The organism is Bradyrhizobium sp. 138 (genome assembly GCF_023074075.1).
Classification (GTDB): domain Bacteria; phylum Pseudomonadota; class Alphaproteobacteria; order Rhizobiales; family Xanthobacteraceae; genus Bradyrhizobium.
Genome location: NZ_JADPKT010000033.1, coordinates 1 through 14,015, shown reverse-complemented (window position 1 = coordinate 14,015; position 14,015 = coordinate 1). Strand labels below are relative to the sequence as shown.

Here is a 14,015-nt window from a genome sequence, read left to right as displayed (position 1 = left end):
CATTGCGGATCGACGCATAGCACCTAAATCCTGCGTAACGGTGTGACCCGTCCCTTCCGTCGTTCCGGAGCGCGCCCCTTGGCGCGATCTCATTGGGCTGCGGCGACCGCGAAATGGGCTCCGGGTTCGCGACTTCGGCGCGCCCCGGAATGACTGCTGAGGGGAGGGCGTACCGAGCCTATCCCCGCCGAATTTGCGTAAAAAGCCTGTGCATGGCTGGCCAGCGGTCCGAATTGCTTTGATTCGTCTCGCAGGCATGCTATCGACCCGCGTCAACCCCACCGATGGGCTCCGATTCTCAAGGCGATGCCGCAAGGTACGCCGAGGGCGGCGCTCATCCATAGCTATTTGCGGCAGGGCCGCGGAAGGAGTTGGCACATGGCCACGGTACAACCAGGCATTCGCGAAGCCTTTACGTTCGACGACGTGCTGTTGAAGCCGGGCCTGTCGGACGTCATGCCGGGCGAGGTCGATATCCGCTCCCGCGTCACCCGCGCCATTCCGCTCAACATCCCGATCATGGCCTCCGCCATGGACACCGTCACCGAATCCCGCATGGCGATCGCCATGGCGCAGGCCGGGGGCCTCGGCGTCATCCACCGCAATTTCGATCCCGAAGGGCAGGCCGCCCAGGTGCGGCAGGTCAAGCGCTACGAGTCGGGCATGGTGGTGAACCCGCTCACCATCAGCCCCGAGGCCTCGCTCGACGACGCGCTCAAGCTGATGAGCGATCACGGCATCTCCGGCATTCCCGTCGTCACTGGCGCGGGCAAATCCACGCCGGGCAAGCTGGTCGGCATTCTCACCAACCGCGACGTGCGGTTTGCCACCGACCGCCGGCAAAAAGTCTCCGAGTTGATGACGCATGAAGGTCTCGTCACGGTGCGCGAGAACGTCAGCCAGGAAGAGGCGAGGCGGATGCTGCACCAGCATCGCATCGAGAAGCTGCTCGTGGTCGACGAGCAATATCGCTGCGTCGGCCTCGTCACCGTCAAGGACATGGAGAAGGCGGTCGCCCATCCGCTCGCCTGCAAGGACGCGCAGGGGCGCCTGCGCGTCGCCGCCGCCACCACCGTCGGCGACACCGGCTTCGAGCGCACCGAACGGCTGATCGATGCCGGCGTCGACCTCGTCGTCGTCGACACCGCGCACGGCCATTCCCGCCACGTGCTTCACGCGGTGAATCGCATCAAGCGTCTGTCCAATTCGGTGCAGGTCGTGGCCGGCAACGTCGCCACCACCGAGGGCACGCAGGCGCTGATCGACGCAGGCGCGGATTGCATCAAGGTCGGCATCGGCCCGGGCTCGATCTGCACCACGCGCATCGTCGCCGGCGTCGGCGTTCCCCAGCTCACCGCGATCATGGATGCGGTGGAAGCGGCGAAGAAGGCCGACATCCCCGTCATCGCCGACGGCGGCATCAAGTTCTCCGGCGACCTTGCCAAGGCGCTCGCCGCCGGCGCCGACATCGCCATGGTCGGCTCGCTGCTCGCCGGCACCGACGAGACGCCGGGCGAAGTGTTTTTGTGGCAGGGCCGTTCCTACAAGGCCTATCGCGGCATGGGCTCGGTCGGCGCGATGGCGCGCGGCTCTGCCGACCGCTACTTCCAGCAGGACATCAAGGACACGCTCAAGCTCGTGCCCGAAGGCATCGAGGGCCAGGTGCCCTACAAGGGTCCGGTCGGCAACGTCATGCACCAGCTCGCCGGCGGCCTGCGCGCCGCAATGGGTTATGTCGGCGCGCGCGACATGAAGGAGCTGCACGAGAAGGCGCAGTTCGTCCGCATCACCGGCGCGGGCCTGCGCGAAAGCCACGTCCACGACGTGACAATTACGCGCGAGAGCCCGAACTATCCGGGCGGGGGTTAGTCGCCGGTCGCGTTTCAGCGCCGGCCTCGTGCCCCGGACGCAGCTGCAGCGCGTCCGGGACACGAGAGATGCGGATGACGGAACGCCATCACACTCCTCCGCTTTTGTATTGACGCAGCTGCCTCCCTCCGCTTCCGTTCGCGTCGAAAGACAATAAGGAGGAAGCCATGTCCCAAGCCAAGCGCATCGTTCTCGCCGCGCGTCCCGTCGGCGAACCCAAGCCATCCGATTTCCGCATCGAGGAATTCGCGGTGCCGACGCCTGCGGCAGGTGAAGTCCTGCTGCGCACGATCTGGCTGTCGCTCGATCCCTATATGCGCGGGCGCATGAGCGAGGGGCCGTCCTACGCAGCTCCGGTGCCGATCGGCGGGGTGATGGAAGGTGAGGCGGTCAGCGAGGTCGCGGCGTCCAACAATCCCGACTTCGCCAAAGGCGACATCGTGCGCATCCGCTCCGGCTGGCAGACGCACGCGATCTCCAACGGCAAGGGCCTGATCAAGGTCGATCCCAAGCTCGGTCCGATCTCGACCTCGATCGGCGTGCTCGGCATGCCTGGCATGACCGCCTATACGGGCCTGCTCGACATCGGCAAGCCGCAGGCCGGCGAGACCGTCGTCGTCGCCGGCGCCTCCGGCGCGGTCGGCTCGGCCGTCGGCCAGATCGCCAAGATCAAGGGCGCGCGCGCGATCGGCATCGCCGGCGGCAAGGACAAGTGCGACTACGTGGTGAGGGAGCTCGGCTTCGATGCCTGCATCGATCATCGCGACCCTGATCTCGCCGCCAAGCTGAAGGATGCCTGTCCCAAGGGGATCGACGTCTATTTCGAGAATGTCGGCGGCGCCGTGTTCGAAGCGGTATTCCCGCTGCTCAACCCGTTCGCCCGCGTGCCGGTCTGCGGCCTGATCGCGCATTACAACGACACCGAGGCCAAGCCGCCGAAATGGGCCGCCAGCATGATGCGCGCGACGCTGACCAAGCGGCTGACCTTCCGCGGCTTCATCGTCTCCGACTTCGCCGCCCGCCATGGCGACTTCCTGCGCGACATGTCCTCTTGGGTTCGCGACGGCAAGGTCAAATACAAGGAGTTCGTCACCGAGGGCCTGGAGAGCGCGCCCGGCGCCTTCATCGGCCTCTTGAAGGGGGCCAATTTCGGCAAGCAGCTGGTCCGGGTCGGGCAAGACAAGGCTTAACTGCAAGGCTTAACTGCAAGGCCTAACTGCAAGGCCTAGTTGCCGTTCGGCTACCCTCCAGTCGGGGATGGTTAAGAAAGAGTCACCAAATGGTCACACCTTGCGGCAAAAGCCGCTGGTGTGACCGCCGGTTCATTGACGGGCCGACGAAGGCATTGAATCATCGCGCATATTTTAGGTGCTGCGATGTTAGAGATCAGTATTTTCTGCGTAATCCTGCTGGCTGCCGGCTATTGGGTGGCGATGTTCGTCATGGGGCGCCACGACGACGTCATTCACGGCAAGTTCGTGCGCTCCGAGGAGGAGGGCGAATGTGCGCGACCCGCGATGCCGGCGCCGCCCCCGCCATTCCCGAAGCGCCCGCTAAGGACGAGCCAGCCTGCCAAGCGGCCCGTTGCCAATGAGCTGGCGGGCAAGCCGGTGAACAGCGAAGCGCTGCAATCCTTGCTCGCCGCAATCCAGCAGGACCTCAAGAGCGTCGCTTAAGTCGCAACGCTCAGACGCTGCCGCGCTCGATCAGGGACAATTCGACGGCGAGCCGTTGCTCGGCTGCCGGCTGGCCGGACAGCCGCGCCAACAGCAATTCCCCCGCAATCCGGCCCAGGGCCGCCGCATCGAACGAGATGGTGGTCAGGCCGGGCGTGATCTGATCGGCGACGTCGTTGTCGCCGAAGCCGAGCACGGCGAGATCGCGCGGCACCGACAGGCCGCGGGCGCGCGCCTCGATCAGTGCGCCGGTCGCAAGCAGGTCGTTGGCGCAGAACACGGCATCGACCTCGCCGCCGCGATCGAGCAGGGCGGTGAAGGCGGCGCGGCCGTCGACGAGGCCGGTGATCTCACTGAGGCCGATCTCGTGGACGATCTCCAGACCGAGCTTTGCCGCTGCCGCGCGAAAACCGTCGCGGCGCAGGGCGCCACGGCCGCTGCTGCGGCCGATGAAGGCGACGCGGCGACGTCCGACCTCGGCGAGCCTCTGCGCCGCCATCGCGCCGGCATCCGCATTGGGCAGGCCGACCAGCATGTCGATGGGATCGCGCGGAAACGCCCAGGTCTCGATCACGGGAATGCCGAGCTCGGCCAGCGCGGCCCGGTTCTCCTCGAGCTCGATCACGCCGGTGAACATCACCGCGGCGGGGCGGATGCCGCGCAGCGACTGGATCATCGCGACCTCCTTGGCATAGGAGTAGGAGGTCTGGCCGACCAGCACCTCAAAACCTTCCGGCTCGAGCGTCGCGGCAAAGCTGCGTACCGCGAGGCCGAACTGCTGGCTGAGGATGTTGGAGACGAAGGCGACCACCACGTTCGACCGGCCCGAGCGCAGCGCGCGCGCATGCGGGTTGGAGGCGTAGCCGGTCGCCGCGATCACCGACAGGATTCGCTCCCGAGTCTTCCGATTGACCTTCTCGGGATGGCGCAGCACCCGCGACACCGTGATCGGTGCGACGCCCGCGCGCTCCGCAACTTCCTCGATACGCGGCGGCCGTCCGGTCGCATTGCTGCGGCCGGGTGGCGCCGGAATGCGCACCACGTCGTCATAGCCTGGCTTTGCCGGATCGGTCATCGAATCCCGAAATTATCCGCAGTCGATATCGTCTCCAAAGTTCAGCGCGCAGGCAACTCCTCGGGTGCTAGCGCACGGCCGACCTGAACCAGGCAATCGCCGCTCTGGCTGTCGGTGTGCAGGCGCTGCGAGATCACAATGCCGTCGGCGGGGAAGCGCAGCACCTCTTCGGCAAGTTCCGGGCGCTCGAAGTCGTGATACCAGCCGGCGATGTCGCCCGCCTTGACCCGTGCACCGACGGTGACGGCTGGCTCGAACCAGCCGCGGCGCGTCGCGAACACCGCCTGGGCATGGCTCTGCAGGGCCAGCAGCTCGGTGGCGCGCTCGACCGGCGCATGCGGCCCCAGCACGGGGGCCTGGACGAGGCCGAGCGCGAGCAGCAGCTGGTCGACGGCGCGCGCGGTGAACGCCATCGTCTGCGGCGTCACGGTGCCGCCGCCGCCGAATTCGCCGGAGAGACCGATCGCGCCGGCGCGTGCGGCCGCCGCCATGGAGGTCGGCGCCGAGGCGCCGTTCTCGGCAACGAAGGCGAAGGGCATCCCTAACCCCTCCATCAGACGCAGCGCGTGGCCGAACATCTCCGGCGGTCCCTGCCGCTCGATCAATGCGCAAGGCACGTGCGCCATGGACGTGCCGCCGGAATGGATGTCGAAGACGACATCGTGTCGCGGAAACAGCTCGTGCTCGAGGAAATGCGCCAGACGAAATGTCGGCGTGCCCGCTTCATCGCCGGGGAAGGCGCGGTTGAGATTGCCTTCGTCGAGCGGCGAGCGGCGGCGCGCCGCCATCACGGCGGGCCAATTGGCGAACGGCAGGATGGTGATCTCGCCCTTGATGGCGCTCGCATCCAACCGGCGATACAGCCGCGTCAGCGTGATCTCGCCCTCATATTCGTCGCCGTGATTGCCGGCCATCAACAGTAGCTTCGGCCCGGCGCCGTTCTTGATCCGGAAGATCGGAATCTTGACCTGGAAGTAGGGGGAGCGGTCGATCGAGAAGGGAATGCCGAGATGGCCGGACCATTTCTGGTCCTTCTCGAAGTCGATCTCGTGGAAAAGTCCGGTATGCATGGCTTGCCTCGAGGCCGCGCCGTCGCCGGCGCCGGCCGCAGGTTGAAGAAAAGGGTCGTGCCTTAGAGCAAGGCGACCGCGGTCATCTCGACGCGCAGGTCGGGATCGGCGAGGCGGGCTTCGACGCAGGCGCGCGCTGGCGGATTGGCCGGATCGATCCAGGCATCGTAGACCGAGTTCATGGTGTCGAAATCGGTGATGTGCGGCAGGAAGACGTTGACCGCGATCAGCTTGGAGCGGTCGGAGCCTGCTTCCTTGAGCAGCGCGTCGATCTTGGCGAGCACCTGCTGCGTCTGCGACACGATGCCAGCCTTGCGGTCATCGGCGACCTGGCCTGCGATGTGCACCATGCCGCCGGCGGCGACGGCCTGGCTCATGCGCGATCCCACGACGTAACGTTTGATCATCTGAAAATACTCCTCGTGAGGGGTGGCTCTCGCATGATGCGAGAGCCGGTCCGAAATCACAGCGTCGGCAGGGTCTGCTCTTCCTTGAACCATCTGAGCTGAAGCGCGCCGAGCTTGCCGTTGAGCTTGTTGAAGAAGATGTCGGTGTTGATCCAGTTGAGCAGGTTCTGCTCGCCCTGGCGCACGCCGACATGAGCCGGCGACTGGCGGATCAGGAATTTCAGCTCGACCTCCTTGGTCGGGTTCTGGTCCTGCACCTTCAGTGCAATGGCGCTGTTCTCGGCAAACGTGTCGGCCTGACCGGCGAGATAGGCCGCGATCGCCGCCGGGGTGTCCTCGAAGCGCACCAGCTTCACCTTCGGTGCGTTGTCGGTGAGCCAGACGTCGAGCGTCGAGCCCTTGGCCACCGCCACGCTGCGGCCGTCGAGATTGTCGGGCTTTTTGCCGGTCGCGGGGGCAATCGACTTGGCGCCGTACACGCCGAGATTGACCACCGCATAGGGCTGCGAGAACATCACCTGCTGAGCGCGCTCCGGCGTCGCGCCGAGGCCGGCGATCAGCATGTCGATCTTGTCGGAGAGCAGGTTCGGGATACGCGCTGCGCCCGTCACCGGCACTAGCTCGAGCTTCACGCCCATGTCGGCAGCGATCAGCTTGGCGAGATCGGCGTCGAGGCCTGCGATCTCGCCCTTGTCGTCCTTGAATCCCCACGGCGCGGCGTCGGTCAGGATGCCGACCCGAATCTTGCCGGCGCCGAGCACGTCCTGGAGCTTGTCGGCGTTGGCGATATCAGGCGTGGCGAGAACGGCGAGGGCGGTCGCCGCAATCGTGAAGAGGGACTTCAATTGTCTCATGGCTCTCTCCTTGAGGGGGAAGGTTCTCACTTCGTTTTTCACTTGGCGGATGCGATGAAGCTTGCGAGCTCGGGGGTCTCAGGATTGGCGAACAGTTTTGCCGGCGGTCCCTGTTCCCAGACGCGGCCCTGGTGCATGAAGACGATGCGGTTGGCGACGTTGCGGGCAAAGCCCATCTCGTGCGTGACCAGGATCATGGTCATGCCTTGCTTCGCCATTGCCTCCATCACCTTCAGGACTTCGCCGACGAGCTCGGGATCGAGCGCCGAGGTCACCTCGTCGAACAGCATGAGGTGAGGCGCCATGGCCAGGCACCGGGCGATGGCGACGCGCTGCTGCTGGCCGCCGGAGAGCTGCTCCGGCCAGGCGTCGATCTTGTCGGCAAGGCCGACGCGGGTGAGCACATCCTCGGCCAGCGCACGTGCTTTCGCCTTCTCGATGCGGCCGGTGAGCAGCGGAGCCAGCGTGATATTGCGCTCGACCTTCAGATGCGGAAACAGGTTGAAGGCCTGGAACACGATGCCGACGCGCTGACGGAATTTCTTCAGGTCCGGCATTTTGGCGTGGACCTTCTGGCCCTCCACCCGGATCTCGCCGGAATCGACGCTTTCGAGCGCATTGATGCAGCGGAGCAACGTCGATTTGCCCGAACCGGAGCGGCCGATGATCGTGACGATCTCGCCTTCCTCGACATCGAGCGAGACGCCCTTGAGCACCTCGACCTTGCCGAATGTCTTGTGCACGTCGCGGATTTCAACGAGAGCCATCGAGGCGGGCCTCCAAGGAGCGGGACCAGAGCGTGAGCGGCAGGCACAGCGCGAAATAGATCGCAGCGACCAGCGCGTAGGGGAGCAGTGGCTGGAACGTCGCCGCGCTCACCACTTGTCCGGCGCGTGCGAGTTCGACGAAGCCGAGGATCGAGGCGAGCGAGGTCCCCTTGATCAGCTGCACCAGGAAGCCCACGGTCGGCGGCAGCGAAAGCCGCAGCGCCTGCGGCGCGATGATGTGGCGGAATTGCTGCCAGGCGGAGAGGCCGAGGCAGGCACCGGCTTCCCATTGCGCCTGTTTTACGGCCTCCAGCCCGCCGCGCCAGATCTCGCCGAGGAAGGCGGCGGTGTAGAGCGTGTAGGCGACGGTCACGGCGAGGAGCGCCGGCACCTGGATGCCGAGGAAAACCGGCATGCCGAAATAGAAGAAGAACAAGAGGCCGAGCAGCGGCACGCTCTGGATCACCTGGATGAGTGCGGCCATCGTCCAGCGCAGACCGGCAAAGCGGCTGATGCGGCCCATCGCGAGCCCGAGCGCAAGCGGCGCACCGAAGAGAAGCGCGAGCACCACCAGCGCAACGGTCCAGCGCAGCGCGGTGAACAGCGAGACGAAATCGATGAGGGAAAAGGATCGCATCGCTTGTCCCTCAGCGCCGCCGCGGCCAGCGGAAGGCGGCCAGGCCGATCACGGCGAACAGCGCCTTGAACGACATCGCTATTGCGAAATAGACCGCGCAGATCACCGCATAGACCTCGAAGCTGCGATAGGTGCGGCTCTCGATGAAGCCGGCGACGTGAAACAGCTCGTCGGCGGCGACCTGCGAGGCCAGCGAGGTGCCGAGCAGCAGCAGCACGAACTGGCTGGTCACGGCGGGATAGGCATTGCGCAGTGCCGGCGGCAGGATGATGTGGCGAAACACCTGCCAGCCCGATAGCCCGAGGCACTGGCCAGCCTCGACCTGGCTGCGCGGAATGGAATCGAGGCCGGCGCGGATGATCTCGACCGAATAGGCGCCGAAGTACAGCGACAGCGCTACGGCGGCGGCCTCGAAGGCCGGCAGCTTCAACCCGAAGGTCGGCAGCACGAAGAACACGATGAAGATCTGGATCAGCGAGGGCGTGTTGCGGAACAGCTCGATGTATCCGCGCACCATCCAGCGCAGCGGCGTGATGCGGCCCTTCAGCGCGACTGCACCGGCGATGCCGATCACGAGGCCGGCCAGCGCCGAGATCACCGTCAGCTCCAGCGTGACGATGGCGCCCTCGATGAGCTGGTTCTGATAGCGCCACAGCGGCAGGAAGTTCATCGCGCCGCTCTCAGCCGAACTGGGTGGGAAGGACGCGCGTCACGACGCCGTCGGCGTCGAGGCCGAGGATGACGCGCCAGCGGTCGAGGCAGGTGCAGGGATGCGAGATGCCCAAGGCAATGATGTCGCCGACCGCAAGTCCGGCTTCGGGTGCGACCGACAGGAACGCATGTTGGTCGTTGAGGCGGGACACGGCGAGCGCAGCGGCGAGGCCGTGCAGCTCGACGCCATCGCGGAACACGCGCAAGGGCACGGGTAGTCCCTGGTCGAACGAGGCATCCCGCATGCCGAAGCCGGCGATCGCAAGTCCGTCTTCGGGACGCGACAGCACCTCGGCCCAGAGTGTCAACGCAGGACGAAAGCTCTCAGCGGCGGAGAGGTGTTGGCTGTCGACGAGGAGGCCGCCGCGCCGGTCGATTTCCGCGAAGGCGCGCGCATAGATGCCGTGATCGGCGAAGAACAGCGCGCCCGAGCGCAGGACCAACCTCGCGTTGCCGTCAGCCTGCGCCACTGGCGCGAGGAGGCGCGCGACGATATCGAAATAGGCTGAGCCGCCGGCGCTGATGATCAGCGGCCGTTGCGGGGCAGTGATGCGCACCAGCGCGAAGGCGTCGATGGTGCGCTCCAGCAGCGCCGCGATCGCGCGCATCGTCGCCTCGGTATCGGGCGTTGCCGCTGCGCCCTCATAGGTCGCGACGCCGCCGAGCACGAGGCGATCGGCCGCGAGCACGGCCGCGATCGTCGCCTCGATTGCGGCGCGATCGCGCGCGCCGGCGCGGCCCGCACCGAGCTCGACCAGCACCGACAATTCGCTGCGGCCTGCGATCCGCGCGGCTTCAGCGAGCGCTGCGACCGCGGCCGGTGAATCTGCGAAGGCGTGAAATTCGACGTCGGGGTAGGCACCGAGCAGCGCACCGAGCCGTCGACCGGCCGCGAGCCCGCCGATCTCGTTGGCCAGCAGCAGGCGCCGCTCGCCGCTCGCGAGCAGCACGGCTGCCTGCTGGATGTTGGCGACCGTCGTGCCCCAGGCGCCGGCTGCGCGCAGCGAGCTGGCGAGCTCCGGCGACATCGGCGTCTTGGCGTGGGGGGCAACGCTGACGCCGGCGCTCGCGCACCATTTCAGGAAGAGGTCGCGGTTGGCCGCGAACGCAGCCTCATCCAGAGTGAGGGCCGGCAGGGCCAGATCGCCGCGCGATGGCGACCAGCGCTGGCGGCCGATCTCCTCAGTGGTTGCGCCGTCGACCAGGGGGATGCCCCGCGTCGTCGTCGAAAGGCGTTGGCTATCCCACCGGGACAAGACCTGCATCGTCGCTCCTCAGCGGCCCTCGACCGCTGGAGTGAACGATATGTCCTTATGACAACGTTGTCATCACCGAAATCTGACCGGTTTTGGCTGAATCCGATGCATTGAGGTATTTAGATAAGGACTCGTGCCTGCGAACTAGGCTAGTGCTCGCCGCCCATCTGGGCGAGGAGCTCCTCGATGTCGACATCAACCTGGCCCGCGGCCCTGACGTGGCGAACCTCGAAGCTGTCGGGTCGGAAGCGATACTCGACCAGGCCGACTTCCTTGATCGCGATCCGGTCCTGGCGCTGATCGTTGATGACGAAGCCGGCCGATGGCGCCCAGACATGGCGGGTGTGGCGCCAGCTGAAGTCACGCCGCTGGTGCACGTGGCCGCTGGCAATGAGACGCAGATCGACATGCGCGAACATCTCGATCAGCCGGGCCCGCGCCGGCTGCGGCACGTAGCGGATCGAGGTCTCCGGCGTTTCAGGATCGTCGGGCAGGTTGAGGAAGAGCGGCTTGTGCAGGAACAGCGCGGCCGGCCTGCCGTTCGTCTGCGCGATCTCCGACGCCAGCCAGTCGAACTGTTCGGCCTCGAAGGCGAGCCCTGAATTCATCACCAGCGAATTGAGGCCGATGAAGCGCCAGCCTGCGGCCTCGAACGCCCAATGATCTTCGCCGATGATGTCGCAGAATTGCCGGCGGTGCGCCTCGCTGACCGGCGGCTTTGGCGCCGGCCCGATCGCGGTCGGATTATCGCCGATGTCGTGATTGCCGGGGATGTAGCGGCACGCGACCGGCAAAGCGTCGTGCAGACTCTTTGCGAAGACGACATCGTCGCGGCTGGTCGGCCCGTCAAAGGCGACGTCGCCGCTGTTGACGATGAGATCGGGCCTGTCAGCGTGGATGTGCTCGCAAACGCGATGGAAATTGGCGACGAGGCCGGGGAAGCGCCGGCCGAGATGGGTGTCGGAAATCTGCGTCAGGCGAAATTCGGACATGCGATCAGCTTACTCGGCGTCGCGCGTCGGAACGATGACGGCGCCGGCATGGATCGCAGCGAACAAAGTTTAAAGCACGCGGTAGCGGATCGTGTAGCCATCCTGCGGAGCGACGGGGCCGGCGAGCGGCGAGGCGATGCGGTCGGCGAGGTGCCAGGGACCGAACTCTGCGGAGCGATGCGGCTCGGCAGGCAGACGAAGACGGAACTCGAAAACGCCCTTGCCCGGCAGGTTCACGACCAGAACGCGGTCCGCGGTGCGGTGGTTGAGCGCCACCGCGCCGCGCAGCATCGCCCGCCCGTCTGCGAGGTCGCGCATGCCGTCAACCAGCGCCAGCGTCTGGTTGCGGTCGGTGTGCAGCTCGATCTGGCTATCGGTCGCCGCCGTCAGCATCTCCCGGGGCATGCGGATCTCGAACTCGACGGCGGGCTTGGACGGGTTGAGGCCGAGATAGGCCAGCGCAGCATGGCGCATGTCGTAGGCGGCGAAGGCGAACAGGGCGACCGCCGCGAGCGTCGCAAGGCCATGCCTGGCAACGTCCCGCCAGGTCCGGTAGCTCAGGCGGAAATACACCGTCATCGCCAGCGCGACCGCGAGCGCCATCGCGATACCTGACAGTGCCGACATCAGGATACCGAGCCGGCCATCGGCAGATTCGGTCCAAAGGCTGGACAGGGTGGTCATGGCGCCATCTCGCCTTGGGCCCCAAAGGGCCGAAATCGCTTTAACTCTCGGTGGTTGGTCGCAAGATCGGGAACGCCGGTTCAATTCGTTGATTGTCAGCGTCGGAAGTCGCGGCTAATGACGGTCTGCGGTCTTCCGCTCACGGGAAAGTTCCGATGTCCGTTCAAATGGTCCTGCTGCCGGTCTTCGTGCAGATCGGCCTCACCTTCGCACTTTTGATCGGCATGGTTGTCGCGCGCCGCCAGACGCTGGTCTCCGGCGAGACCAAGATCCGCGACATTGCGCTCGGCGAACCGAACTGGCCCAAGGGCGCCACCCAAATCGCCAATTGCTACCGCAACCAGTTCGAGCTGCCGGTGCTGTTCTACGTCCTGATCGCGCTGGCCTTGCCCTTGCGCCGCGCCGATCTCTTCATTGTGCTGATGTCCTGGGTGTTCGTGGTGACGCGCTTTGCCCATGCCGGCGTCTTCGTCACCTCGAACGATCTTGGCCGGCGCTCCACGGTCTGGCTCGCCGGCGTGCTCGTGCTGCTGGCGATGTGGATCTACTTCGCCCTGAAGCTCTTGTTGCTGATCTAGGCGCTTGCCCGCCAATGCTGATCTGAAAGATTGAGAATGACCCCCAGTGCCCGGCTGTCCGCAGCCATCGAACTGATCGACACCATCGAGAGGGACCGCGTGCCCGCGGCCAAGGCGCTGAAGGAGTGGGGCACCGCGCACCGCTTCGCCGGTTCCGGTGACCGCGCCGCCATCGCCGGCCTCGTCTGGGATGTGCTGCGCCGCTATGCCTCGAGCGCGTTCCTGATGGATTCCGACACCGCGCGTGCCAGGCTGATCGGCATGCTCCGGCTCGAGCGCAACATGGACACGGCGACGATGGGCGCGTTGTTCGACGGCAGCCGGTTTGCGCCGGCGCCGCTGAGCGAGGCCGAGCAGGCGGCGCTCAGCCATCGCTCCCTGAAGGATGCGCCGGCCGCGATCGCCGGCGACTATCCCGAATGGCTGGATCCGCACCTTGCGAAAGTGTTCGGCGATACCCGCGCGGCGGAAGCGGCCGCGATGGCGAGCCGGGCGCCGCTCGACCTGCGCGTCAACACGCTAAAATCCAATCGCGACAAGGCGCTGCAGTCACTTGCTCATCTTCATGCGAAACCGACGCCTTGGTCGGCAACGGGCCTGCGCATCGAGCTTTCAGCCGATGCGCGCAACCCCGGGATCCAGGCCGAGGAGGCTTTCATCAAGGGCGGAATTGAAGTGCAGGATGAGGGCTCGCAGCTTGCAGCCCAGTTCACCGCGGCAAAACCGGGCGAGCAGGTGATCGACCTCTGCGCGGGCGCGGGCGGCAAGACGCTGGCGCTCGCCGCTCTGATGCAGGGCAAGGGCCGGCTGATCGCGACCGACCGCGACAAGCGCCAGCTTGCACCGATCCACGAACGCCTGTCGCGCGCCGGCGTCCACAATGCCGATGTCCGCACGCCCAAGGGCGAGGCCGATTCCCTGGCGGACATAAGCAGCTCGGCCGACCTCGTGGCGATCGATGCGCCCTGCACGGGAACCGGAACCTGGCGCCGCAACCCCGATGCCAAATGGCGCATGCGCCCCGGCGCGCTGGAGATCCGCCTGCGCGACCAGGCCGAGGTGCTGGAGCGCGCGGTGCCGCTGGTGAAGCCGGGCGGCCGCATCGCCTACATCACCTGCTCGGTGCTGGCGGAAGAGAACGGCGAGCAGGTGAGGGCATTCGTCGCGCGCCACCCCGAGTTTTCGGTGGTGCCGCCCGAGCAGACCGCGACTGTGCTGTGGGACAAGGCGGAGGCTTTTGGCGAGGCCGCGCTGCGGTCGGACGAGGGCTGGCTGTTGACGCCGCGCCGCACGGGAACCGACGGGTTTTTCGTCTCGGTGTTGAAGAAGGCGTAGCTCTTGTAGATTCCATGGGGCGGTGAGCGGGCTCTTTCCGATAGGTTTGGGTTTCCACACTCGAACCATCGGAGAGTCTGATGCAAGCATCGACCGAGAGCACG

15 protein-coding genes are annotated in these 14,015 nt (G+C 66.2%); 5 read left to right on the top strand and 10 right to left on the bottom strand.

Features of this window, described 5'->3' with window-relative positions:
* Positions 1 to 378: 378 nt before the first annotated feature.
* From guaB to IVA79_RS15375, 3 genes are all read left to right on the top strand, one after another.
* Entirely contained in the window at positions 379 to 1,869 is a 1,491-nt protein-coding gene (guaB, locus tag IVA79_RS15385; RefSeq protein ID WP_247554070.1) for an IMP dehydrogenase, read from the top strand.
* A gap of 167 nt (positions 1,870 to 2,036) precedes the next feature.
* Positions 2,037 to 3,059, top strand: a complete 1,023-nt coding sequence (locus IVA79_RS15380; protein WP_247554069.1) for an NADP-dependent oxidoreductase — start codon at positions 2,037 to 2,039, stop codon at positions 3,057 to 3,059.
* A 186-nt stretch (positions 3,060 to 3,245) separates the two neighbouring features.
* A complete protein-coding gene (locus IVA79_RS15375) occupies positions 3,246 to 3,545 on the top strand; it encodes a hypothetical protein (protein ID WP_247554068.1) in 300 nt (99 codons plus the stop codon).
* 10 nt (positions 3,546 to 3,555) lie between these two features.
* On the opposite strand, the gene IVA79_RS15370 is transcribed toward IVA79_RS15375, so the two are convergent.
* The 10 genes from IVA79_RS15370 to IVA79_RS15325 all read right to left on the bottom strand — a co-directional run bounded on the left by IVA79_RS15370 (position 3,556) and on the right by IVA79_RS15325 (position 11,998).
* A complete protein-coding gene (locus tag IVA79_RS15370; protein ID WP_247554067.1) occupies positions 3,556 to 4,620 on the bottom strand; it encodes a LacI family DNA-binding transcriptional regulator in 1,065 nt (354 codons plus the stop codon).
* 41 nt (positions 4,621 to 4,661) lie between these two features.
* Positions 4,662 to 5,690, bottom strand: a complete 1,029-nt coding sequence (locus IVA79_RS15365; RefSeq protein WP_247554066.1) for a succinylglutamate desuccinylase/aspartoacylase family protein — start codon at positions 5,688 to 5,690, stop codon at positions 4,662 to 4,664.
* Between the two features lie 62 nt (positions 5,691 to 5,752).
* Positions 5,753 to 6,097 carry a RidA family protein gene (locus IVA79_RS15360; protein ID WP_018645782.1) on the bottom strand — a complete coding sequence of 115 codons (345 nt, stop codon included), beginning with the start codon at positions 6,095 to 6,097 and terminating at the stop codon, positions 5,753 to 5,755.
* Positions 6,098 to 6,153: 56 nt separating this feature from the next.
* Positions 6,154 to 6,951 carry a transporter substrate-binding domain-containing protein gene (locus IVA79_RS15355; RefSeq protein ID WP_247554065.1) on the bottom strand — a complete coding sequence of 266 codons (798 nt, stop codon included), beginning with the start codon at positions 6,949 to 6,951 and terminating at the stop codon, positions 6,154 to 6,156.
* A gap of 38 nt (positions 6,952 to 6,989) precedes the next feature.
* Positions 6,990 to 7,718 carry an amino acid ABC transporter ATP-binding protein gene (locus tag IVA79_RS15350; protein ID WP_247554064.1) on the bottom strand — a complete coding sequence of 243 codons (729 nt, stop codon included), beginning with the start codon at positions 7,716 to 7,718 and terminating at the stop codon, positions 6,990 to 6,992.
* A complete protein-coding gene (locus IVA79_RS15345; protein WP_247554063.1) occupies positions 7,705 to 8,355 on the bottom strand; it encodes an amino acid ABC transporter permease in 651 nt (216 codons plus the stop codon). Before IVA79_RS15345 ends, IVA79_RS15350 begins: the two co-directional genes overlap by 14 nt.
* Positions 8,356 to 8,365: 10 nt before the next feature.
* Positions 8,366 to 9,025 (bottom strand): amino acid ABC transporter permease, encoded by a 660-nt coding sequence (locus IVA79_RS15340; RefSeq protein WP_247554062.1) that lies wholly within the window; start codon positions 9,023 to 9,025, stop codon positions 8,366 to 8,368.
* Positions 9,026 to 9,035: 10 nt separating this feature from the next.
* Positions 9,036 to 10,331 carry an alanine racemase gene (locus tag IVA79_RS15335; protein ID WP_247554060.1) on the bottom strand — a complete coding sequence of 432 codons (1,296 nt, stop codon included), beginning with the start codon at positions 10,329 to 10,331 and terminating at the stop codon, positions 9,036 to 9,038.
* Between the two features lie 140 nt (positions 10,332 to 10,471).
* Positions 10,472 to 11,314, bottom strand: coding sequence for a metallophosphoesterase (locus IVA79_RS15330; RefSeq protein ID WP_247554058.1), 843 nt, complete (start codon positions 11,312 to 11,314; stop codon positions 10,472 to 10,474).
* 69 nt (positions 11,315 to 11,383) lie between these two features.
* Positions 11,384 to 11,998, bottom strand: coding sequence for an acriflavin resistance protein (locus tag IVA79_RS15325; RefSeq protein WP_247554056.1), 615 nt, complete (start codon positions 11,996 to 11,998; stop codon positions 11,384 to 11,386).
* A 155-nt stretch (positions 11,999 to 12,153) separates the two neighbouring features.
* Between IVA79_RS15325 and IVA79_RS15320 the strand changes: the two genes are divergently transcribed.
* The gene (locus IVA79_RS15320) at positions 12,154 to 12,576 is read left to right on the top strand and encodes an MAPEG family protein (RefSeq protein ID WP_247554054.1); all 423 of its coding nucleotides are present in this window, start codon (positions 12,154 to 12,156) and stop codon (positions 12,574 to 12,576) included.
* 36 nt (positions 12,577 to 12,612) lie between these two features.
* Positions 12,613 to 13,911: an RsmB/NOP family class I SAM-dependent RNA methyltransferase gene (locus IVA79_RS15315; protein WP_247554053.1), complete on the top strand. Its 1,299-nt coding sequence runs from the start codon at positions 12,613 to 12,615 to the stop codon at positions 13,909 to 13,911.
* Positions 13,912 to 14,015 lie beyond the last annotated feature (104 nt).

Bases quoted from the DNA above. Each gene is read 5' to 3' on its own strand.
- guaB (WP_247554070.1), top strand. From the start codon at position 379: ATGGCCACGGTACAACCAGGCATTCGCGAAGCCTTTACGTTCGACGAC.
- IVA79_RS15380 (WP_247554069.1), top strand. From the start codon at position 2,037: ATGTCCCAAGCCAAGCGCATCGTTCTCGCCGCGCGTCCCGTCGGCGAA.
- IVA79_RS15375 (WP_247554068.1), top strand. From the start codon at position 3,246: ATGTTAGAGATCAGTATTTTCTGCGTAATCCTGCTGGCTGCCGGCTAT.
- IVA79_RS15370 (WP_247554067.1), bottom strand. From the start codon at position 4,620: ATGACCGATCCGGCAAAGCCAGGCTATGACGACGTGGTGCGCATTCCG.
- IVA79_RS15365 (WP_247554066.1), bottom strand. From the start codon at position 5,690: ATGCATACCGGACTTTTCCACGAGATCGACTTCGAGAAGGACCAGAAA.
- IVA79_RS15360 (WP_018645782.1), bottom strand. From the start codon at position 6,097: ATGATCAAACGTTACGTCGTGGGATCGCGCATGAGCCAGGCCGTCGCC.
- IVA79_RS15355 (WP_247554065.1), bottom strand. From the start codon at position 6,951: ATGAGACAATTGAAGTCCCTCTTCACGATTGCGGCGACCGCCCTCGCC.
- IVA79_RS15350 (WP_247554064.1), bottom strand. From the start codon at position 7,718: ATGGCTCTCGTTGAAATCCGCGACGTGCACAAGACATTCGGCAAGGTC.
- IVA79_RS15345 (WP_247554063.1), bottom strand. From the start codon at position 8,355: ATGCGATCCTTTTCCCTCATCGATTTCGTCTCGCTGTTCACCGCGCTG.
- IVA79_RS15340 (WP_247554062.1), bottom strand. From the start codon at position 9,025: ATGAACTTCCTGCCGCTGTGGCGCTATCAGAACCAGCTCATCGAGGGC.
- IVA79_RS15335 (WP_247554060.1), bottom strand. From the start codon at position 10,331: ATGCAGGTCTTGTCCCGGTGGGATAGCCAACGCCTTTCGACGACGACG.
- IVA79_RS15330 (WP_247554058.1), bottom strand. From the start codon at position 11,314: ATGTCCGAATTTCGCCTGACGCAGATTTCCGACACCCATCTCGGCCGG.
- IVA79_RS15325 (WP_247554056.1), bottom strand. From the start codon at position 11,998: ATGACCACCCTGTCCAGCCTTTGGACCGAATCTGCCGATGGCCGGCTC.
- IVA79_RS15320 (WP_247554054.1), top strand. From the start codon at position 12,154: ATGTCCGTTCAAATGGTCCTGCTGCCGGTCTTCGTGCAGATCGGCCTC.
- IVA79_RS15315 (WP_247554053.1), top strand. From the start codon at position 12,613: ATGACCCCCAGTGCCCGGCTGTCCGCAGCCATCGAACTGATCGACACC.